This window comes from Macrococcus sp. DPC7161 (genome assembly GCF_004117835.1).
Classification (GTDB): Bacteria; Bacillota; Bacilli; order Staphylococcales; family Staphylococcaceae; genus SDSC01.
This window is the reverse complement of the sequence record NZ_SDSC01000003.1, coordinates 77,236-98,827: the sequence shown is the minus strand read 5'-3', so window position 1 is coordinate 98,827 and position 21,592 is coordinate 77,236. Positions and strand designations below refer to the sequence as shown.

The following is a 21,592-nucleotide window of genomic DNA, read 5'->3' as shown; positions in this document are numbered from 1 at the left end:
ATGCCCGAATTACCAGAAGTAGAACATGTAAGACGTGGTCTCACACCCGTCTTACATCAACAAATATCTAAAATCACTTTCTCGGATAAAGTGATTGAGGGTCATAAAAATCATAAACAAACCATTTTAAAAGATATGCATTTAAAAGCATTTAAAGCGGGTCTAATTAATGGTGAAATTATTAGTATAAATAGACGCAGTAAATATTTAATCTTTGAAATTAATAAACATGACAACAGTATTTATTTAGTGAGTCACCTTGGTATGAGTGGTGGATACTTTATTGTAGATACAATTGATGATATTCCAGTTGATAACTTTCGAAAGCATTGGCATGTACAATTCCAACTTAATCATAAGATTTTAGTGTATTCAGATATAAGGCGATTTGGTGAAATGAGATTGATGGATGAAGCACAATTTGAATTGTTTAATCAGAAAATTGCACCAGAACCTTTCGAGCCAGTTGCACAAGACTACTTTATGAATCGATTAAATGAGAAGAAGTTTCAAAATAAACCCATTAAAAGTGTGATTATGGATCATTCTGTTGTAAGTGGTTGTGGCAATATATACGCTTGTGAAGCATTGTTTCATGCGGGTATTTTACCAAATACAATGGTAGCATCGCTCAATGAGGAAAATTGTATCCAATTATTTAAAGCGATACAACGTGTATTACAAGAAGGTATTGAGCATGGGGGATCGACGATTTCAGATTATCGTAATGTCAATGGACAAAGTGGTCAAATGCAAAATCGTTTTTATGTATACGGTAAAAAACAATGTGGTTATTGTGGAAGTGATATAGAACATATTGTGATTGCTGGTCGAAATTCTCATTATTGTGCAACGTGCCAAAGGTAGGTGTTAATATGAAAGTTATTGGATTAACAGGTGGTATTGCAACAGGTAAATCAACGGTCAGTGCCTATTTAAAAAAGAAAGGTTTTCCCATTGTTGATGCAGATATTGCTGCAAGAAAAGCAGTGGAAAAAGGATCAGATGGATTGAATCAAATTGTGGCAACTTTTGGTAAATCCATTTTAATGCATGATCAATCGTTAGATCGTGCAAAATTAGGTGCTATAATTTTCGCAGATAGCCAAAAAAGAGAACAACTTAATCAAATTGTACATCCAATCGTTAGAGAAATTATGGAAAAAGAGAAAAATAAAGCACTTAAACATCATGAGTATGTGATTATGGACATTCCATTACTTTTTGAAAATCAATTACAAAATACTGTTGATGAAGTTTGGCTCGTTTATACTTCAGAAAATATACAATTAGAGCGATTGATGCGTAGGAATCATTTGACTGAATCCGAAGCACTAATTCGCATTAAATCACAAATGCCAATTGATGAAAAACGAAATCTGGCTGATGTGGTTATTGATAATAATCTAGAAATAGAGTATTTATATCATCAAATCGATCAAGTGATTCAAGAGAGAACAACATTAAACGTTTAATAATCAAATAAGAAGTCAAACCATGTTGTATGTTTGGCTTCTTTTTTGTTGGAAAAATACACTTGAAATCTGAAAATTAAAACTTTAAAAAACTTCAAGAAAACGCTTCCTTACAATATTAAATGTGTTATACTATTTACATATTTGAGTATAACTTATTTGATGAAGGGGTAGTTAAAATGACAAAAGTTGCAATCAATGGTTTAGGTAGAATTGGAAGAATGGTATTTCGTGCTGCTGCATTAGACAAAAATTTAGATATCGTAGCGATCAACGCGAGTTACCCACCTGAAACACTTGCACATTTAATTAAATATGATACAACTCATGGTAAATTTCCATTAAGCATTGAGCCAACTGAAAATGGTTTAATTGTAGATGGAAAAGAAATTAAATTGGTTGCTGAAAGAAATCCTGAATTATTACCTTGGGGAGAGTTAGGCATCGATATCGTTATCGAAGCAACTGGTAAATTCAATGATTCTGAAAAAGCGAAAGGCCATTTAGTAGCAGGAGCAAAGAAAGTATTATTAACTGCACCTGGTAAAGGAAATGTTCAAACAATTGTTCGTGGTGTAAACTGCAATTCTTTAGACGTTGAAACTTTTGATGTAGTTTCAAACGCTTCTTGTACTACAAACTGTTTAGCGCCTGTAGCAAAAGTATTAAACGATAAATTTGGCATTAAGAATGGTTTAATGACAACTGTTCATGCTTATACAAATGATCAAAAGAACTTAGATAATCCACATAAAGACTTACGTCGTGCGCGTGCATGTGCTCAAAGTATTATTCCAACTTCTACTGGTGCAGCGAAAGCATTGTCATTAGTATTACCTGAATTAGAAGGTAAATTACACGGTATGGCTTTACGTGTTCCTACGACAAATGTATCTTTAGTTGACTTAGTAGTTGACTTAGAAAAAGAAGTTACTGTTGAAGAAATCAATAACGCATTCAAAGAAGCGAGTGAAAACGAATTAAAAGGTATCTTAGATATCACTTTTGAACCATTAGTATCTGTTGACTTCAACACAAATCCACATAGCTCTATTGTTGATGGTTTATCAACTATCGTAATGGAAGGTAATAAAGTAAAAGTATTATCTTGGTATGACAATGAGTGGGGTTACTCTACTCGCGTTGTAGAATTAGCGCGTCAAATGGGAGAAAAATTAGCTTAATAATTTTTATTAATATAAGTAAAAATCCAGCGCTTTTAAGCGTTGGATTTTCTTTTGATTTCATATTGATTTTGAAACGTGTTTTCAATAACATTTGCCATAATATCATATCCGAGTACATGTGGGTGTAATCCATCATCTGTGAGTTCAGGTTTTAAGTAATCAATGCCATCTTTTGTTAACGTCATTGGTGTGTAGTAGTCGATAAATGTAATTTGGTGTTTCTGGCATAATTGATGAATGGATTCATTGATATGTTTGACTAGAACAGATCTTACCTTAAAGCCCTCTAAATGAGGGCGATTAGTTGAAGTCAATGATGTTACAGCAATATTAATATGATTTGTTTTGGCTTGATTAATCATGGACTCGATATCAGATAATATTTGTGTTTTTATTTTTTGTTGATTGGATTCACTTTGGTCTAAATCCAATGGTTTAGTATTATTGATGCCTATAGATAATACAATCCAATCGGGTTGAAGTTGTATAGCATCTGCTTCAAAACGATGCTTAACAAACTGTGTACGATCATTTCCAATGCCACGATTGATGATGCGTTTTTGATTATTTAATTGAAAATAACCCTCTAAATCCCAATAATCTGTAATGGAATCACCGATAAAAACAATACCCACAGGATCATGATGATATAAAATGGCTTCATTTTTTCTATTAAAACTTTCTCTTAACTTGTTTACAGGATTGCCTTCTTCTAATTTTGGTAAATGTATGTATTTTGGTCTCATAAATGCTCCTTTTAAATTGTAATTGATACATTAAGTATACCCAATTCGGTGTAATCTTATCGATTTTTAAATGTAGTTGATTCATGTATAATGAAACAATAACTATGAAATGGAGTGATTGTCTTGAAATGTCCGAAATGTGGTTACAACCAGTCTAAAGTTATCGATTCAAGGCATGCTGATGATATGACTGCGATTAGACGTCGAAGAGAGTGTGAAAAATGTAATACGCGTTTTACTACCTTTGAGCGTATTGAACTACAACCTTTAATCGTCGTAAAAAAAGATGGCACAAGACAAGCTTTCAATCGTGATAAAGTGTTACATGGCCTTGTTCGTGCATGTGAGAAAAGACCAGTACAATATGATTTATTAGAACAATTAACAAATCAAGTAGAAATGGAATTACGTGAACTAGGTAAAACAGAAGTTTCAACAAATGATATTGGTGAACGTGTGATGGATAAGTTGATGCACATTGACCAAGTATCTTATGTTAGATTTGCATCTGTTTATAAAGAGTTTAAAGATGTGGATCAACTTTTAAGTACAATGCAAGGCATTTTGAACGAAACGTCAAAGTAGGGATGTTATGAATTATTATAAAAGTTTACAACCAGCAGATAAATTTGTTGTTACATCAAACTATGTACAAACACACTTTACAAAAGATGTATTAAATACATTGTATGCGCCTTTGATTGGTTTAGAATGTATCGGTTTATATCATTACTTAGGTCAATTTTTAGATGATTTTAGTCAAAAAAGTAGTGGACACACACATTATTTATTTTTAAATGAACTACATTTTAATTTACAGCACTTTGAAGCATTGAGAAAAAAATTAGAAGCCATTGGCTTATTAAAAACATATATCACTTTTGAAAATGAAACGATTGAATATGTTTACAAATGTATTTCGCCTGTGTTACCCGATCAATTTTTCAATGACCCAATGCTAACAGTATTCTTATATCAACAAGTAGGGCAATCACGATTTCAAACTTTAAAACAACGATATATCACTGAACAAATTGATTATTCAAATTATCGTGATGTTTCTAGTAAGTATATGGATGTCTTTGCTGCGCCGAAAAAGCCTGAAAAGCATTTGTTTCATGATAATATGTCGCTACTTAAAAATAGTGCATCATATGGCATTCCTATTCACCAAGAAACGTTTGATTTTGATATGTTAGAAATGTTGTTAAATGAACACTTAATATCTAAGTCTCAATTGGACAAAAAAACAAGACAGTTAATTACGCAACTTGCAATGTTATATAACTTGGGTCCTGTTGAAATGAAGCAAATTGTCTTAAAAGCTTTAACTGCAAATCAAACTATTTCACATGAAGATTTACGTAAAAATGCTAGAGATTATTATACGATAGAACATGATGGTGCGTTACCGAGTTTACAGGTTGCTAGTAATCAACAAGCTGATCATTTAGAGCAATCAAGTGGTAAAAAAGCATCTTCTCTTCTCAATTGGTTTGAATATATGGATACGACGAGCCCTGTAGAAATGTTGACTGGTTTGTTTGAAGCGGAACCAACTTTGAAACAAAAACGAATGATTGAAAATTTACTTGAACGTGAAAGATTACCGTTTGGGGTTGTCAATGTATTGCTACAATATGTGCTATTGACGAATGATCGAAAGTTACCTCAAGCATATATCGAAGAAATTGCTTCGAATTGGAAGAAGTTAAATTTGAAATCTGCTAAAGAAGCATATGAATACAGTAAAAAAATTGAACAAAAGAAAAAGCAGCAAAACAACAAGAATTATTATCAAAAATCAAATGGTAATGCGGTAAATTCTATTGAAAAAACGCCAAAATGGCTCACTGACAAACAGTTATCAAATGCTAAAAATGAAAAGCAAAATTTGAAAAAAGAAAACGCTGAAACAAAGCAAACCAATGTGGATGAAGTTGAGAAATTAAAATTATTGAAACAATTAGATCAAATGTGGGAGGAGGATTAATATGAAACCATTAAGTGAAGTACTTAATATGAATCGTAATTTATTTGAACAAGTTAAGAAGATTCAAGATGAAATTGTTCAAGATCCATCGATTCGTGATTTTATTGATAAAAACCAAATCCCAGAGGATGTTATTGAGAGAGATTTATTTAAATTACAAGAATTTAAAGATCAAATTCACGAATGCCATGATTGTGAGCAAGAATGTAAAAATAATTTTGTCATGTATCACTTACCAAAATTAGTTTATGAACAAGGTCATATTAAAGTGACTTATCATTTATGTGAGGAAAAGCGAATAGAAAATGAAGCAAAAAAAATGAATCAATACTTAAAGGCAATTCATATGCCGAAAGATTCATTAAATGCGAAGTTGAGAGACATTGATATGGATCATCCAGATCGATTAACCATCGTTAAGGCAGCAATAGAAATTTGTAAACGTATTGCTAAAGGTGAAAACGTAAAAGGGATGTATATTTATGGGAGCTTTGGGACGGGTAAGTCTTATATTTTATGTGCAATTGCGAATGAATTAAAACAAAAAGCGATTCATACGACCATTTTATATGTGCCAGAGTTTATCAGTGAATTAAAAGGTGGCTTTAAAGACGGAAGTTATCAGCAAAAATTAGATGCTGTAAAGAAAAGCCCAGTGTTAATGCTGGATGATATAGGTGCAGAAGATGTAACACCATGGGTTCGTGATGAAGTAATTGGTCCAATTTTAAATTATCGAATGATTGAGCAATTACCGACATTTTTTAGTTCTAATTTTAATTTTGATGAATTAACATACCATTTCCAAAAAACACGCCAAGGCGATGAAACGACAAAGGCACATCGTATAATGGAGCGCGTGATGACGCTAAGTAAGCCATTTGAGCTTAATGGAAAAAACTATCGTCATGAAAATGAATGATTATTATTGTTGAGTAGGATTCTTCTTTGATTTAAATTTCAGTATTGATTAAATTTTTAGATTATGTATAATAATAGTAACAATATTACAAAAATTTCATGAATATAAATTTTTAAGGATATGATGATTGTATTTGTTTGTTTAGAGAGCCAATGTTTGCTGAGAATTTGGTCAAACGGTATGATGATTACTCCCTTATGTTAGACATTTAATAGATGTCCGGTGACACCCGTTAACGTGTATTAGAGTTGCTGCATTGCAGTAATAGGGTGGTACCGCGGAAAAGACCTTCGTCCCTTGTTGGATGGAGGTCTTTTTGTATTTATTAACTATTTATGAAATAAAAGAAAGAGGGATAATATGAGTGAAATTCAAGTAAAGTTTCCAGATGGTAACGTAAAGTCATTTGAGAGTGGCATTACAACTGATGAAATTGCAGGGTCAATTAGCCCTGGTTTAAGAAAAAAAGCTTTAGCAGGTAAGTTTAACGGTCAAATGGTAGATTTATCTACAAAATTAGAAGTTGATGGTGACATTGAAATCATTACACCAGAATCAAAAGAAGGTATTGAAGTTTTACGTCATTCAACTGCACATTTAATGGCACAAGCTTTAAAACGTATGTATGGTGAAGTTTATTTTGGTGTAGGACCTGTTATTGAAGAAGGTTTCTATTACGATGTGGATACTGAACACAAAATTTCTTCAGAAGATTTACCTCTAATTGAAAAAACAATGCGTCAAATCGTTGGTGAAAATATTACAATTGAACGCCGTGTTGTTTCTCGTGAAGAAGCGAAACAAATTTTTGCAAATGATCCTTATAAACAAGAATTAATTGATGCTATTCCTGAAAATGAAAATGTAACAGTTTATTCACAAGGTGAATTTACTGACCTTTGTCGTGGTGTACATGTACCAAGTACAGCTAAAATTAAAGAATTTAAATTATTGTCTGTTGCTGGTGCTTATTGGAGAGGTGACGCGAATAATAAAATGTTACAACGTGTCTACGGTACAGCATTCTTTGATAAAAAAGCTTTAAAAGAACATTTACAAGTATTAGAAGAGCGTAAAGAACGCGATCACCGTAAAATTGGTAAAGAATTAGAGTTATTTACAACAAGTAAATTAGTTGGTCCAGGTTTACCATTATGGTTACCAAATGGAGCTACAATTCGCCGTGAATTAGAACGTTATATTGTTGATAAAGAAGTGGCGTTAGGTTATGACCATGTTTATACACCTGTAATGGGTTCAGTAGATTTATATAAAACTTCTGGTCACTGGGATCATTACCAAGAAGACATGTTCCCTGTAATGGATATGGATAATGAGCAAATGGTATTACGACCAATGAACTGTCCACACCATATGATGGTTTATAAAAATAAACCACATTCATACCGTGAATTACCAATTCGTATTGCAGAGCTTGGTACAATGCACCGTTATGAAGCAAGTGGTGCGGTAAGTGGATTACAACGTGTACGTGGTATGACTTTAAATGATGCACATATTTTTGTACGACCAGATCAAATTAAAGAAGAATTTATCCGTGTTGTACAACTTGTAATAGATGTATACAATGACTTTAAATTTAAAGATTACAAATTCCGTTTAAGTTACCGTGATCCAGAAGATACTGAAAAGTACTTCCAAGATGACGAAATGTGGGAACGTGCACAATCAATGCTTAAAGAAGCGGTTGATGAAATGGGCTTAGATTATGAAGAAGCACCAGGGGAAGCTGCATTCTATGGTCCTAAATTAGACGTACAAGTAAAAACAGCTTTAGGTAAAGAAGAGACTTTATCTACAGTACAATTGGATTTCTTATTACCAGAACGTTTTGATTTAGAATACATTGGTAGTGATGGTGAGAAACATCGTCCTGTTGTTATTCATCGTGGTGTTATTTCAACAATGGAACGTTTCGTTGCATTCTTAACTGAAGAATATAAAGGTGCATATCCTTTATGGCTAGCACCAAATCAGTTAGAAATTATTCCAGTATCTAACGAAGTACATTATGACTATGCAAGAAGTTTATACGATGAATTAAAATCACATGGTGTACGTTGTCATATTGATGATCGTGAAGAAAAAATGGGATACAAAATCCGTGAGGCGCAAATGCATAAAGTGCCATATCAAATCGTTGTTGGTGATAAAGAAGTTGAAAATAAAGAAGTTAATGTTCGTCAATATGGTAGAAAAGAATCAAAAACAATGGAACGTGATGAATTTATTTGGTCTATCATTGATGAAATTCGTTTAAAAAAATAAAGATTAATGTTCAAAAAAGAGGGTATATAAAGAGAGAATGATAACCATTCATCAATTATTTTAAAAATCCTCTTGCATATACACATAAAATCGTGTATATTTGTACATAACTTAATATTCCTATATGGAAGTAGAGGTCGCACTGTTTATGAGTAATGGATGGATATGTCATACGCATAAACGAAGTTTATTGAAAGGAAACAGTGCCGAAGGGTCTTAATGTATGGATAAGATACCCTGGGCTAACATTGAATAAGTGTTAGACTGTCACGTATGTGATGCGCTACTGATTTAGATAAATTATTTGAATTGGGTACGTATCTCATACGTACTCAATTTTTTTAATTTAGAAAGGGAGTTTACGTATGAGTAATGAACAAAACGGAGTACAAAGAAATTTAAAACCAAGACATATCTCAATGATTGCGATTGGTGGATGTATTGGTACAGGGTTATTTATGACATCAGGAGGTGCAATTCGTGAAGCGGGTCCTGGCGGTGCTTTATTAGCATTTACGATTATTGGTATTATGGTATTTTTCTTAATGACAAGTTTAGGAGAAATGGCAACGTATTTACCGATTTCAGGTAGTTTCTCAACATATGCGACACGATTTGTAGATCCTTCACTAGGATTTGCATTAGGATGGAATTACTGGTTTAACTGGGTTATTACAGTCGCAGTAGACGTTAGTATAGCAAGTAGCGTCATTAAATATTGGGCACCAATGGATTTTATGCCCAACTGGGCGTGGAGTTTAGTATTTTTAGTTATTATCTTCTTATTAAATACTTTATCAGTTAAAGTGTATGGTGAAAGTGAGTATTGGTTTGCTTTAATTAAAGTGATTACTGTCATTTTATTTATCGGTATTGGTATTTTAACAATTTTCGGTATTTTAGGTGGCAAATTTATTGGATTTAATAACTTTACAGTTGGAGATGCACCGTTCTTAGGTGATTCAATGGTTCAAAGTTTTCTTACAATATTAGGTGTATTTTTAGTAGCAGGTTTTAGTTTCCAAGGAACTGAGCTTGTTGGTATTACAGCTGGAGAGTCTGAAGAACCTGAAAAAACAATTCCTAAAGCAATCAACCAAGTCTTTTGGAGAATTTTAATTTTCTATATTTTAGCAATTTTAATTATTGGATTAATTATTCCTTATACAAATCCAAACTTAATGGGTGGCGATGACATTGCAAAATCACCATTCACATTAGTATTTGAAAATGCAGGACTTGCATTTGCAGCAAGTTTTATGAACGCTGTTATTTTAACATCGATTTTATCTGCTGGTAACTCAGGGATGTATGCTTCAACACGTATGTTATATGCAATGGGTAAAGATGGTTTAGCAAATCGTAAATTCTCTGAAACAAATGATAAAGGTGTACCAATTCCAAGTTTATTAGCAACAGCAGTCGTTGTACTAATTATCTTTATCGTTGAGAAATTAGCAAGTGGTGCATATACATATATTGTAGCTGCATCAGGTTTGACTGGATTTATTGCATGGGTAGGTATTGCAATTAGTCATTATCGTTTCCGTCGTGCATTCTATGCACAAAACAAAGATTTATCAGTGTTGAAATATCGTGCTAAATGGTTCCCATTCGGTCCAATCTTTGCATTTATCCTTTGTGTGATTGTTATTTTAGGACAAGATGTGGATTTAGTAACAAGTGGTAAATTTGAATGGAACTCATTCTTGATTACTTACATGGGTATTCCAGTATTTTTAGGATTTTATTTATACCACAAATTAAAATATAAAACGCGTAAAATCCCATTAACAGAAGTGGATTTATCACATGATCACGATATGAGTGAATTTGAAAAAATAACTGTTGACATGAACTAAATAACTTGTTATTATTAAGTCTGTTGAATACGGATAAACAAGTAGAAGCAATCCCGCTTCTCACCCTGAGAACGCAAAAGGCAGTGAAAGGGTTAAATAACAGTTGTATTAGTTATTTATGAGAGCGGGTCTATAGACTCGCTCTTTTTGTTTGTTTCGTAAATAACTTAGGAGGTGTCAACCATAGCTAAAGATCAAACACAGATTAATGACAAAATTCGTGCGAAAGAACTTCGATTAATTGGCCATGATGGTGCTCAATTAGGTGTTAAATCTAAAAATGAAGCCATTGAAATTGCAGAACGCGTAAATCTTGATGTTGTACTTGTTGCTCCAAATGCGAAACCGCCAGTAGCCAAAATTATGGACTACGGTAAATTCAAATTTGAACAACAAAAGAAAGATAAAGAAGCACGTAAAAAGCAAAAAATCGTGACAATTAAAGAAATTAGATTGAGTCCAACAATCGAAGATCATGACTTTAACACTAAGCTTAAAAACGCTAAGAAATTCTTAGAAAAAGAAGATAAAGTTAAAGTATCAATTCGATTCAGAGGGCGTGCGATTACGCATAAAGAATTTGGTCAACGTGTTTTAGAGAAATTTGCAGAAGAATGTAAAGATCTTGCGACAGTTGAACAAAAGCCAAAAATGGATGGACGCTCAATGTTTTTAATGTTAGCGCCTATCGTAGAAAAAAAACAAAACTAGGAGGACAAAGTAATGCCTAAAATGAAAACTCACCGCGGAGCAGCGAAACGTGTAAAAAGAACTGGTTCAGGAAAATTAAAACGTTCAAGAGCGTTTACTTCTCACTTATTTGCTAACAAATCAACAAAACAAAAACGTGGTTTAAGAAAAGCAGCTTTAGTTTCTAAAGGTGATCAAAAACGCGTTGCTCAAATGTTAACTTACGTAAAATAATTAAAATAATCGGACTAAACATATCGTTATATATCTTAAGGAGGAATTATCATGCCACGAGTTAAAGGTGGAACTGTAACACGTCGTCGTCGTAAACGCGTAATCAAATTAGCTAAAGGTTACTTTGGTTCAAAACATACATTATATAAAGTAGCAAAACAACAAGTAATGAAATCAGGTCAATATGCATACCGTGACCGTCGTCAAAAGAAACGTGATTTCCGTAAATTATGGATCGCACGTATCAATGCGGCAGCTCGTATGAACGACATCAGCTACAGCCGTTTAATGAACGGTTTAAAATTAGCAGGTATCGAAATCAACCGTAAAATGTTATCAGAGATCGCTATCACTGATGAAAAAGCATTTGCTGGTTTAGTAGAACAAGCTAAAAAAGCTTTAGAAAAATAATAGATAATCACTGAGTCACATGAAATGCAAATTTCATGTGACTTTTTTTATTGGCTTTTTCATACAACAACACAGAATAAGGGTTTTCCCTATACTATCTTGTTTCGTAAGGTTATTGCTATTATACATTTGCTATATTTTATACAATAGATTTAATGAGAGGGGGAATTATGTGAAAGGGATTATTTATATTGCGCATGGTTCTAAAATGCCTGACAAAAATACTTTGTTTCGTGAATTTGTAAATGAAATCATGAAACATCGTAATGAAAGTATTCAGAAACTCGCTTTTTTAGAGAAAGCAGATGAGAATGTACCATTAATATTTAGTGAAATGATTGAAGCGGGAGTACGAGAATGTATTGTTGTGCCTATGCTATTGTTTCCAGCAATGCACGCAGTCGAAGATATTCCTGCACAGTTAGATGCAGTCATTGCGAAATATCCATTTGATATACAATATACGATTGCAGATTGTTTTGGTGATGAAAAAGAAGTCTATCAAGTTGCCAATGAACGAATACAATCTTTTAACGCAAATCATACCTTGATTGTCGCACATGGGAACAAACGCTTTACAGAACCAGATGTAAGACTTACAGAAGCAGTTAAATTAATGCAAAAGGATTCAGATCAAAACCTTATACCGGCAATGTTATATGGTGCATTAAGTTTTGAACAAAAATTAAGCGAACTCAATACAAATGAAAGTGTAGTCCTTATGCCATACTTTTTATTTGATGGGCATTTAGTAAGGAAGATTAAAAGGTTGAGTCAACCATTTATCGAAAAAGGTATGCAAATCACTTTTACTGAAACTTTAGACTTAGATTTTAATATGGTACAAAGTGTATTAAGACAAATTGAAAAGGTAGATGCAGTATGTATCCAGTAATGTTGAATTTAAATGGTAAGTCGATACTTATTGTAGGTGGCGGACGTATTGCGAAAAGAAAGCTCTCTAAATTAATTGGTGAAGGTGCACATATTACTGTGATTGCCCCAGAAATTGATGCGTGGATATTAAATCAAGATGTTCATTGTATCAAACGACAATTTGACCTTGAGGATTTATCGGCATTTGACATGGTCTTTATTACAACAAATGATCAAGCGGTGAATGATGTAGTTTATTCTAAAACGTCACCACAACAATTGGTTAATGACTGTACTAATCAGACGCGCTCATCATTTTTTAATATGGCGAGCTTTATATATGATGGCATGAAAATTATGATTTCTACAGAAGGTCAAGACGCATCGAAAAGTAAGCAATTTAAAGCGCATTTATTGCAATTATTATCAAAAGGATAATTTAATTGTTAGTCGAAATGTTAATCGAAAAGTAATATTACTTCTTTAGTATTAGGGATTTCTCTATATTTTTCTTATTTAATAATATTTGTGATTTTTATCACATGATATAGGTTATAATATTGTTACTATCTAATTAAGTGATAAATGAAATGTATCTTTAATAATAAAAGAGCATGAAGATAAAGGAGCCAATAAAATGAAACAAAGATTAGTAATGATTGGTAATGGTATGGCAGGGGTTAGAACGATTGAGGAAATTATTGAACGTAATCCAGAGTTATTTGAGATTACTATCATCGGTGAGGAACCATATCCAAACTACAACCGTATTATGTTATCAAACATTTTACAAAAGAAAATGACTGTTGATGAAACGATTTTAAATTCGTATGAATGGTATAAAGAACAAGGCATTACATTAATCAATGATGATAAAGCAGAAGAAATAGATCGAGTAAATAAAATTGTTAAAACGAAGAAAGGTGTAGAAGTTGCTTACGACAAATTAATTTTTGCGACAGGTTCTACAGCATTTATGTTACCAATCGATGGTGTTAAATTAGACGGTGTTGTTGGTTGGAGAACAATTAAAGATACTGAATATATCATCGATCAAGCACGTAAATTTAAGAAAGCGGTTGTTATCGGTGGCGGTTTATTAGGTTTAGAGTGTGCACGTGGTTTACTAGATCAAGGTATGGAAGTAACTGTAGTTCACTTAGCGGAATGGTTAATGGAAATGCAGTTGGACCGTAAGGCCGGAGAAATGTTAAAAGCAGATCTTGAAAAACAAGGTATGAAATTTAAACTTCAAGGTAATACACAAGAAATCATCGGTAAAGATCGCGTTGAAGCGGTACGTTTAAGTGATGGTACAGTCATTGAAACAGACTTAGTAGTTATGGCAGTTGGTATTCGTCCGGTTACGAAACAAGCACGTGCTGCTGGTCTAGAAATTGGCCGTGGTATTGTCGTAAATGATTTTATGCAAACGAGTGACCCAGATATTTATGCGGTTGGTGAATGTTGTGAGCACAATTCAAAAGTATATGGTTTAGTTGCACCATTATATGAACAAGGTAAAGTATTAGCAGATCATATTACTGGTAAAGATACAGATGGTTATCATGGATCTACAACATTTACTTCATTAAAAGTATCTGGTTGTGATTTATTCTCTGCTGGTAAAATTTATGAAGGTGAAAACATTCGTGGCATCGAAGTATTTAACGGTGTAGATAATATTTACAAAAAAGTATTCGTTGAAGCTGGAAAAGTTGTCGGAGCAGTACTTTATGGGGACACTGAAGAAGGTAACCGTTTCTACAACATGATGAAAAAACGTGAAGATATTGAAGAATTTACATTAGTATCTTTATTACATAAAGCCGGAGAAGTCGATGCAGTAAGTGTCGCAACAATGGATGACTCTGAGACAATTTGTGGCTGTAACGGTATTTCTAAAGGACAAATTGTACAAGCTGTTAAAGAAAAAGGATTAACAACTGTTGCTGAAGTTACTGCTCATACTAAAGCAGGGGGTTCTTGTGGTAAATGTAAAGGACAAATCGCTGACTTATTAGTACATACTTTAGGAGATAAATTTGAAGCTGGTGGACCAACAGGTATTTGTGGTTGTACAGATTTATCACGTGATCAAATCGTTACGCAAATTCGTGCTAAAGGTTTAAAAACATCTAAAGAAGTACGCCATGTATTAGGCTTTAAAAACCTTGGTGGTTGTCCAAAATGTCGTCCAGCAATTAACTATTATTTAAATATGTGCTGGCCACATGAGCATGAAGACGAAAAAGATTCACGTTATGCAAATGAACGTTTCCATGCAAATATTCAAAATGACGGTACATTCTCAGTCATTCCACAAATGCAAGGTGGGGTAACAAATCCTGATCAATTAATTAAATTAGGTGAAGTTGCGAAGAAATATGATGTACCTTTAGTGAAAATTACAGGTGCACAACGTATAGGTTTATATGGTATTAAGAAAGAAGAATTACCACTAGTTTGGGAAGATTTAGGCATGCGCTCAGCATCTGCTTATGGTAAAAAATTACGTTCAGTAAAATCTTGTGTTGGTAAAGAATTCTGTCGATTTGGTACACAATATACTACTAAATTGGCCATTCGATTAGAATCTACATTTGAATATATTGATACACCTCATAAATTTAAAATTGGGGTATCAGGCTGTCCACGTAGCTGTGTAGAATCAGGTGTTAAAGACTTTGGAGTCATCGCAGTTGAAAATGGTTTCCAAATTTTCATTGGTGGTAATGGTGGTACTGAAGTTAAAGCAGCTATATTATTAACGACAGTAGCTACTGAAGATGAAGTAGTACAATTATGTGGTGCGATGATGCAATATTACCGTGAAACAGGTATTTATGCAGAACGTACTGCGCCTTGGTTGGAGCGTTTAGGATTTGACCAAGTGAAAGAAGTATTATTAAACCCAGTAAAACAAAAAGAATTATACGATACTTTATTAGATGCAAATAAAGCACGCCAAGAAGAACCTTGGAAACAAATGCGTGAAAATGATAAAAAAATGTATGAAGTGGAGCGCGTATAACATGGAAAAAATTAAATTATTTAACGTTTCAGAATTAGAACCACAAATCGGTAAAAAAGTATTTGTTAGAGATGAAGAGATTGGTATTTTCTTATTAGAAACTGGTGAAATTAAAGCAATTGGAAATCGTTGCCCACATAAAAATGGTCCTTTATCTGAGGGGACTGTAAGTGAACATTATGTATTCTGTCCTTTACATGACAGAAAGATTGACTTAAACGATGGACAAGTTCAAGCACCAGATGAAGCAGATGGTTGTGTGAAAACTTATAAAGTAGAAGTGGAGCAAGGCGAATTATTCATATGGGTAGAATAGGTAAAGTTTACTTTATTGGAGCAGGTCCGGGTGATCCCGGACTTTGTTCTTATAAAGGGTTAAGAAAAATCAAACAAGCAGATGTCATTATATATGATCGTTTAGTCAATAAAATGTTACTTCAACTATCTAAACAAGATGCGAAACTGATTTATGTGGGGAAAAATCCAGATGTCAATTACATTAAACAACATGAAATTAACTCATTAATTTACGAATATGCCAAAGAAGGGCACATTGTCGCACGATTAAAAGGTGGAGACCCTGGTATATTTGGCAGATTATCTGAAGAAATAGATACATTGAAATCTGAAATTCCATTTGAAGTGATTCCAGGTATTACAAGTGCTAGTGCTGCAAGTTTATATGCAGGATTTCCATTAACAGATCGACAATATTCACCTCACGTTACATTTGCAACAGGTCATTTACAAAAAGATTCAGTGCGAGAAATTGATTTCCAAGCCCTTGCAAAAGGTGGAACGCTCGCTCTTTACATGGGCATGAAAGAATTACCGAATATCGTAAATATACTGTCCGAAGAAAATGAAGCAACATTACCCGTTGCTGTTATCGGTAATGGTACATATGGCTATCAAAAGACTGTGACAGGTGATTTATCAAACATTGTGGCTTTAGTTACTGAAGCGGATATTAAACATCCAGCGATGATAATTGTCGGGGATGTTGTTAAATGCAGAAAAAATGAATCTTGGTTTGAACAAATGCCAGACCATAATCGAAAGATACTTATTGTCAATGATGAGAAATCAGACGTTGAAAGTGTCTTAGAAATGTATGATGATGGCGGTTATTATTATTTAATTGATGGCTTAAATGATGCATACCATGTTCAAAAATATATTGAGATTCATCAAACACAGTTACATGAAATTCAATTTGATGAAATTAGATTTACATCAGAAAATGCAAAATATTTATTTCAAAAGACTTTTCATTTATGAGAAGTCTTTTTTTGTTGTATTCAATTTAATAAAATAATTAAAAATTAAAGTGTGTTTTACATAGCCTAGGCATATAATAAGATTAACAAATGTCGATAAGTAGGTGAGATGCATGATTGAAGTAAAACATTTAACAAAAGATTTCGGGAATCAAAAAGGCGTATTTGATTTAAATTTTACGATTGAGCCTGGGACTGTTTTTGGGTTTTTAGGACCCAATGGTGCTGGTAAATCAACAACCATTAGAATGATGATGGGATTTATGAAACCTACATCTGGACAAGTGTTGATTAATGGTATGGATGCATTTAATAATAGAGCACATATTCAAAAAAATGTCGGCTATATTTCTGGTGAAATCAGTTTATTGAATGACATGAGTGGTAAAGATTATTTAAATTTTATGTTAAAAGCGCGAGGTATTAAAGACCATACTAAAAAGAATGAACTTATCCGCCGTTTACAATTGGATGAAAAGGTGAAAATCGGCAAGATGAGTAAAGGGATGAAACAAAAAGTCGCCATCATTCAAAGTTTTATGCATGAGCCGAATATTTTAATACTTGATGAACCAACTTCAGGACTTGATCCATTAGTACAACAAATTTTCTTAGATTTGATTAATGAAGAAAAAAGTAAAGGTACAACGATATTAATGAGTTCACATAGCTTTACAGAAGTGGCACGAACATGTGACCAAATATGTATCATCAAAGAGGGTAAAATTGTCGATTTAGATGATATGCACCACATTCAGAAAAATGCGAGACAGCATTACGTGATTCACTTTAAAACCATTGAGGATGTTCGTCGTTTTTCTAATCAGTACCCACAATGTCGTGTGGAAGGTTTAACAGTGAAACTAACCATTAAAGGTGAGGCGAATGAAGTGATTCGTCAATTAAGTCATTGTGATATCGAACATATCAATATCGAAAATGAAACGCTTGAAGAAATCTTCTTACATTATTATGATCGAGGTGATCAAAATGACACTCTTTAATTATTATTTGAAACAATCATTGTCATTTATGATTGCTTTCTTAATCGGTGCATTGTTGTATTTATTGATGATAGTCGCCATTTATCCTACAGTACAGAAAATGGATGGATTGGACGAGATGATGAAACAAATGCCAAAAGAATTGAATGCGATATTTAATATGCAAGCAGGACTTCAAGATATTAATCAGTTTATCGCAATGGAATATTACGGCATGATTTTTATTATTTTAATGTTATGCTTTGCGATAATGTTAAGTAATCATTTATTTGGTAAATCGATTGAAAATAAATCTTTTGCGAATATGATGAATTTACCTTATTCACGAGTGAACATAATGACTCAAATCCAAACTGCGGCAATCATTGCGCATCTATTATTAGGTATATTTATGTCGGTAGGTTGTATGGTATTTATTCAATGGTTTGTAAAAAATCCAGATTATAAAATATCAACATTAATCCATTTAAATGTTTTAGGCGTTATTGTTTTTTTAATCATTCATTTATTTTCAATAACATGTATGTTGATATGCAAAGAAGTAAAACACGGCATATTATTAAGTAGTGCAGTTGCATTACTCATGTATGGCTTATCAATTGGTGCTAAGTTGAGTGAAGATGTCGAATGGATGAAATATTTTACGGTATTTAGCTTTTATGACAGCGCAAAAATCTCAACAGGTGATGCTTATTTAGTACTTTGTTATAGTATATGCGGTTTAATAATCATTATATTATTCTTTTTGAATACAATATTATTTAAAAATAAAAACTTACAACTATAATGAAACGAATAGATTGAGATAAAGAATAATAAGGGAGACATTCGTCTCTCTTTTTTGATTTACCTTTAATATGGCACATGTTCAAAAATAATGTATTTTATGCCATAATGAATATAAGTCAATATGAGTATAGAAAGAGGCCAGCATGATTAAATATTTAGAACAAAAGTCAGAACAAGAATTAAAAGAGATTAGAAAGTTTTTTGGATTAAAGAAAAAAGAATTGGACACATCAGACTTAAATCAAGTTGCTGAAGTATTATATACGAAAGAATACTTTAAAGAAGTGGTCGCAGTACTTACACAGACCGAAAAAGTATATTTAGAATTAATGGCAGCATCACAAGAAAGTATTTTAAAAGATCAAGTTAACAGTAAAATTATTTTACCGACTTTAGTTAAGTTTGGCTATATTGAAGATTCTAAAGGTGAAATCTTTGATATTCCAGTTAAATTAATAAATCTATATAATGAAGTAGCTCTAGAGCATAAATATGAAACGATTCAAGAACCTACTGAACAAGCTTTAAATGAAGCAGATAAGCTATTAAAAGAATTGATTAAAGAGAAATATGAGCAAGATGTATTAGAATCAAAAATCAATGCATTAATTACTAATTACAGTAATCAATCTCTAGGTTTTCATTTAGCAAGTTTAACAGTAAATGATTTAAAGGCCATTTGTAAATTTTACAGCATTTCAGGATATTCAAATAAAAATAAAACAGAAATCATTACGTTAATTACATCGCAGTTTTTTAAAGACTTTACGATGTTAGAAAAAATGCTTAAATTTGCGGATTATGATTTATTATTAAATATCGAAAATGCGATTCAATTTAACTATGATAATTTTACTTATCAAAAAGGTGCAACGAGAGAAATATTCTTGTTTGCATATGATTTTAATGAAATATTATTTATACCTTCAGATGTACTTGAACACATTCAAAAGTATGAGAAAAATCATGTATTAAATGCTGATATAGAAAAAATTAAGTTTTACCGTGGGATGCTTAATTTATATGGATTTGTGAAGTTAGACTTTATGGCAGAATCGTATAAACGTTTAATGAAACAATCGATTACAGTTGAAGAAATTAAGAAAGATATTCAACAATTCTTCCCAAATTTATTTAGAAACATTAAAGGTAATTGGATTAAACATGAAATTTATTCACATCAACAAATGGATTTAGATGTGATGTTCTCTGCGATGGATTATTATATGCCAGTGAATAAAAAGCAAGTATTCAAATATGTTCAAAATGCTTACGTTGATGAAAGTCAATTAACAGAAAAGATGTTTGTAGCATTACGTGAAAACATGAAAGGTAAGTTAATTTATGACCATCAAGTACGTGCGCTATTTAATGAAATCATCGAAACATTTAGAGTAACAGACAGCTTTGAAACGGCATTTGAATTTATTGCAGACTTAGGACATAAAGGCATCATTTCTATTGTCCCAACTGAACAACTTACACAAATATTAAAGGAAGTTTATACGCACGTAAGACTATGGCGTATTGGTGGTATGAAAGTCATAGAAATGCCTGAATATCGCCAACCTAAAGGAAAAGTTGTAAGTAAAAAGAAAAAGTCTAAGAAAAAAGCTAAGAAAAAGAAAAAATAAAAATTAAAATAAAAAAATAAATAATCAAAAAAATAACGAAAAATTAATGAACGATGTATTTTTGACAAATTTCATTTAAAAGGTGGTTAAAATATGGATCAACAACTATCATTTTTTAAAGCAATTACAGATGTGAATGCCCCTGCAGGTTTCGAACAACCGATGACGCAATTTATGAAAGATGCATTCGACGAAATGAAGCTTAATACTGTTAAAGATAACACTGGTAGTATCTTTGCAGTGAAAGAAGCGGAAAGTCAACATTCTATCATGTTATTAGGTCATTTAGATGAAGTTGGTTTTATTGTTACGGATATCACTGAAAAAGGATTTATTAAATTTACAACATTAGGGTATTGGTGGCCAAATGTATTGTTAAGTCAGAAAGTGAGCATCTTAACAAAGTCTGGGGTGATTCGAGGCATAATCGGTGGCAAACCACCACATGTATTATCACCAACCGACCGTGAAAAAGCCGTTGTCTTAAATGAATTGTTTATTGATATTGGTAGTGACTCTAAAGAAGATACTTTAGCTTCAGGCGTTCGCATCGGTGATCCAATCACACCTTATTCTGAATTTGAAGTGATGCATAATCCAAATTACTTACTTGCAAAAGCGTGGGATAATCGCTTTGGATGTGCCCTTGCGATTGATGTATTAAAGGAATTAAACAACCAAATTACAGTATATTCAGGTGCAGTAACACAAGAAGAAACATTATCAAGAGGTGCAAAAACAGCGGCACATAAAGTAAAACCATCATTAGCCATTGCCTTAGATGTCGGTATTTGTTCAAATACCCCAGGTATGGAAGGTAAGTCACAAGCAAAACTAGGTGAAGGACCAATTGTGATGCTAATGGATGTATGGCATATCGGTCATCCAAGTTTAAGACAATTTGTACTGGATATTGCTGAAAAAGAAGGTATTCAAGTACAACATGATTTCTTAACAGGCGGATATACCGATGCTGGACACGTAGCGCAAAGTTTAGATGGTGTACCTGCCATTACAATTTGTGTCCCAACGAGATACATTCATTCAAATACATCCATCATGCACAAAGAAGACTACAATCAAGCATTAAAACTTGTTAAAAAAATAACAGAAAGTTTAACAGATGAGATAGTTGAGAAAATCATAAATCAGACGTATCAATAAAG

21 protein-coding genes, 1 riboswitch and 1 other annotated feature are annotated in these 21,592 nt (G+C 32.7%); of the genes, 20 read left to right on the top strand and 1 reads right to left on the bottom strand.

What is annotated here, in order from left to right; genetic code table 11:
- From mutM to ER639_RS05875, 3 genes are all read left to right on the top strand, one after another.
- Positions 1-867, top strand: a complete 867-nt coding sequence (mutM, locus tag ER639_RS05885; protein WP_129064843.1) for a bifunctional DNA-formamidopyrimidine glycosylase/DNA-(apurinic or apyrimidinic site) lyase — start codon at positions 1-3, stop codon at positions 865-867.
- A gap of 8 nt (positions 868-875) precedes the next feature.
- Entirely contained in the window at positions 876-1,475 is a 600-nt protein-coding gene (gene coaE, locus ER639_RS05880; protein ID WP_129064842.1) for a dephospho-CoA kinase, read from the top strand.
- Between the two features lie 179 nt (positions 1,476-1,654).
- Positions 1,655-2,659: a glyceraldehyde-3-phosphate dehydrogenase gene (locus tag ER639_RS05875; protein WP_129064841.1), complete on the top strand. Its 1,005-nt coding sequence runs from the start codon at positions 1,655-1,657 to the stop codon at positions 2,657-2,659.
- Between the two features lie 35 nt (positions 2,660-2,694).
- Here the strand turns inward: ER639_RS05875 and ER639_RS05870 are convergent, their stop codons facing one another.
- The gene (locus ER639_RS05870; RefSeq protein WP_129064840.1) at positions 2,695-3,408 is read right to left on the bottom strand and encodes an SGNH/GDSL hydrolase family protein; all 714 of its coding nucleotides are present in this window, start codon (positions 3,406-3,408) and stop codon (positions 2,695-2,697) included.
- A 123-nt stretch (positions 3,409-3,531) separates the two neighbouring features.
- Between ER639_RS05870 and nrdR the strand changes: the two genes are divergently transcribed.
- From nrdR to ER639_RS05785, 17 genes are all read left to right on the top strand, one after another.
- Complete coding sequence (nrdR, locus tag ER639_RS05865) at positions 3,532-3,993, top strand: transcriptional regulator NrdR (protein WP_129064839.1); 462 nt, start codon at positions 3,532-3,534, stop codon at positions 3,991-3,993.
- Positions 3,994-4,000: 7 nt separating this feature from the next.
- Positions 4,001-5,401: a replication initiation and membrane attachment family protein gene (locus ER639_RS05860; RefSeq protein WP_129064838.1), complete on the top strand. Its 1,401-nt coding sequence runs from the start codon at positions 4,001-4,003 to the stop codon at positions 5,399-5,401.
- 1 nt (position 5,402) lies between these two features.
- Complete coding sequence (gene dnaI, locus ER639_RS05855) at positions 5,403-6,323, top strand: primosomal protein DnaI (protein ID WP_129064837.1); 921 nt, start codon at positions 5,403-5,405, stop codon at positions 6,321-6,323.
- 360 nt (positions 6,324-6,683) lie between these two features.
- Entirely contained in the window at positions 6,684-8,612 is a 1,929-nt protein-coding gene (gene thrS / locus ER639_RS05850; RefSeq protein WP_129064836.1) for a threonine--tRNA ligase, read from the top strand.
- 123 nt (positions 8,613-8,735) lie between these two features.
- Positions 8,736-8,906: riboswitch (Lysine riboswitch) on the top strand.
- Positions 8,907-8,977: 71 nt separating this feature from the next.
- Positions 8,978-10,474: an amino acid permease gene (locus tag ER639_RS05845; RefSeq protein WP_129064835.1), complete on the top strand. Its 1,497-nt coding sequence runs from the start codon at positions 8,978-8,980 to the stop codon at positions 10,472-10,474.
- 33 nt (positions 10,475-10,507) lie between these two features.
- Positions 10,508-10,630: a sequence feature (ribosomal protein L20 leader region), on the top strand.
- An 18-nt stretch (positions 10,631-10,648) separates the two neighbouring features.
- Positions 10,649-11,185 (top strand): translation initiation factor IF-3, encoded by a 537-nt coding sequence (gene infC / locus ER639_RS05840; RefSeq protein WP_129064834.1) that lies wholly within the window; start codon positions 10,649-10,651, stop codon positions 11,183-11,185.
- A gap of 12 nt (positions 11,186-11,197) precedes the next feature.
- A complete protein-coding gene (gene rpmI, locus ER639_RS05835) occupies positions 11,198-11,398 on the top strand; it encodes a 50S ribosomal protein L35 (protein ID WP_129064833.1) in 201 nt (66 codons plus the stop codon).
- Positions 11,399-11,449: 51 nt separating this feature from the next.
- Positions 11,450-11,809 (top strand): 50S ribosomal protein L20, encoded by a 360-nt coding sequence (gene rplT / locus ER639_RS05830; protein WP_129064832.1) that lies wholly within the window; start codon positions 11,450-11,452, stop codon positions 11,807-11,809.
- A 172-nt stretch (positions 11,810-11,981) separates the two neighbouring features.
- Complete coding sequence (locus tag ER639_RS05825; RefSeq protein ID WP_164993370.1) at positions 11,982-12,704, top strand: sirohydrochlorin chelatase; 723 nt, start codon at positions 11,982-11,984, stop codon at positions 12,702-12,704.
- Complete coding sequence (locus tag ER639_RS05820; protein WP_129064830.1) at positions 12,692-13,123, top strand: precorrin-2 dehydrogenase/sirohydrochlorin ferrochelatase family protein; 432 nt, start codon at positions 12,692-12,694, stop codon at positions 13,121-13,123. The genes ER639_RS05825 and ER639_RS05820 overlap by 13 nt, the downstream gene beginning before the upstream one ends.
- Positions 13,124-13,322: 199 nt before the next feature.
- On the top strand, positions 13,323-15,719 hold the full coding sequence (nirB, locus tag ER639_RS05815) for a nitrite reductase large subunit NirB (RefSeq protein WP_129064829.1): 2,397 nt from the start codon (positions 13,323-13,325) through the stop codon (positions 15,717-15,719).
- 1 nt (position 15,720) lies between these two features.
- Entirely contained in the window at positions 15,721-16,035 is a 315-nt protein-coding gene (locus ER639_RS05810) for a nitrite reductase (NAD(P)H) small subunit (protein WP_129064828.1), read from the top strand.
- Entirely contained in the window at positions 16,023-17,000 is a 978-nt protein-coding gene (cobA, locus tag ER639_RS05805) for a uroporphyrinogen-III C-methyltransferase (protein WP_129064827.1), read from the top strand. The genes ER639_RS05810 and cobA overlap by 13 nt, the downstream gene beginning before the upstream one ends.
- A gap of 112 nt (positions 17,001-17,112) precedes the next feature.
- Entirely contained in the window at positions 17,113-18,003 is an 891-nt protein-coding gene (locus ER639_RS05800; RefSeq protein ID WP_129064826.1) for an ABC transporter ATP-binding protein, read from the top strand.
- On the top strand, positions 17,990-18,790 hold the full coding sequence (locus ER639_RS05795; RefSeq protein WP_129064825.1) for a hypothetical protein: 801 nt from the start codon (positions 17,990-17,992) through the stop codon (positions 18,788-18,790). Before ER639_RS05800 ends, ER639_RS05795 begins: the two co-directional genes overlap by 14 nt.
- A 145-nt stretch (positions 18,791-18,935) precedes the next feature.
- Positions 18,936-20,426: a hypothetical protein gene (locus ER639_RS12245; protein ID WP_164993369.1), complete on the top strand. Its 1,491-nt coding sequence runs from the start codon at positions 18,936-18,938 to the stop codon at positions 20,424-20,426.
- A gap of 93 nt (positions 20,427-20,519) precedes the next feature.
- Positions 20,520-21,590, top strand: a complete 1,071-nt coding sequence (locus ER639_RS05785; protein ID WP_129064823.1) for a M42 family metallopeptidase — start codon at positions 20,520-20,522, stop codon at positions 21,588-21,590.
- Positions 21,591-21,592: the final 2 nt, after the last annotated feature.

Excerpts from the sequence above, each read along its gene's own strand:
- mutM (WP_129064843.1), top strand. The coding sequence starts at position 1 with ATGCCCGAATTACCAGAAGTAGAACATGTAAGACGTGGTCTCACACCC.
- coaE (WP_129064842.1), top strand. The coding sequence starts at position 876 with ATGAAAGTTATTGGATTAACAGGTGGTATTGCAACAGGTAAATCAACG.
- ER639_RS05875 (WP_129064841.1), top strand. The coding sequence starts at position 1,655 with ATGACAAAAGTTGCAATCAATGGTTTAGGTAGAATTGGAAGAATGGTA.
- ER639_RS05870 (WP_129064840.1), bottom strand. The coding sequence starts at position 3,408 with ATGAGACCAAAATACATACATTTACCAAAATTAGAAGAAGGCAATCCT.
- ER639_RS05860 (WP_129064838.1), top strand. The coding sequence starts at position 4,001 with ATGAATTATTATAAAAGTTTACAACCAGCAGATAAATTTGTTGTTACA.
- dnaI (WP_129064837.1), top strand. The coding sequence starts at position 5,403 with ATGAAACCATTAAGTGAAGTACTTAATATGAATCGTAATTTATTTGAA.
- thrS (WP_129064836.1), top strand. The coding sequence starts at position 6,684 with ATGAGTGAAATTCAAGTAAAGTTTCCAGATGGTAACGTAAAGTCATTT.
- ER639_RS05845 (WP_129064835.1), top strand. The coding sequence starts at position 8,978 with ATGAGTAATGAACAAAACGGAGTACAAAGAAATTTAAAACCAAGACAT.
- rpmI (WP_129064833.1), top strand. The coding sequence starts at position 11,198 with ATGCCTAAAATGAAAACTCACCGCGGAGCAGCGAAACGTGTAAAAAGA.
- rplT (WP_129064832.1), top strand. The coding sequence starts at position 11,450 with ATGCCACGAGTTAAAGGTGGAACTGTAACACGTCGTCGTCGTAAACGC.
- ER639_RS05820 (WP_129064830.1), top strand. The coding sequence starts at position 12,692 with ATGTATCCAGTAATGTTGAATTTAAATGGTAAGTCGATACTTATTGTA.
- nirB (WP_129064829.1), top strand. The coding sequence starts at position 13,323 with ATGAAACAAAGATTAGTAATGATTGGTAATGGTATGGCAGGGGTTAGA.
- ER639_RS05810 (WP_129064828.1), top strand. The coding sequence starts at position 15,721 with ATGGAAAAAATTAAATTATTTAACGTTTCAGAATTAGAACCACAAATC.
- cobA (WP_129064827.1), top strand. The coding sequence starts at position 16,023 with ATGGGTAGAATAGGTAAAGTTTACTTTATTGGAGCAGGTCCGGGTGAT.
- ER639_RS05800 (WP_129064826.1), top strand. The coding sequence starts at position 17,113 with ATGATTGAAGTAAAACATTTAACAAAAGATTTCGGGAATCAAAAAGGC.
- ER639_RS05795 (WP_129064825.1), top strand. The coding sequence starts at position 17,990 with ATGACACTCTTTAATTATTATTTGAAACAATCATTGTCATTTATGATT.
- ER639_RS12245 (WP_164993369.1), top strand. The coding sequence starts at position 18,936 with ATGATTAAATATTTAGAACAAAAGTCAGAACAAGAATTAAAAGAGATT.
- ER639_RS05785 (WP_129064823.1), top strand. The coding sequence starts at position 20,520 with ATGGATCAACAACTATCATTTTTTAAAGCAATTACAGATGTGAATGCC.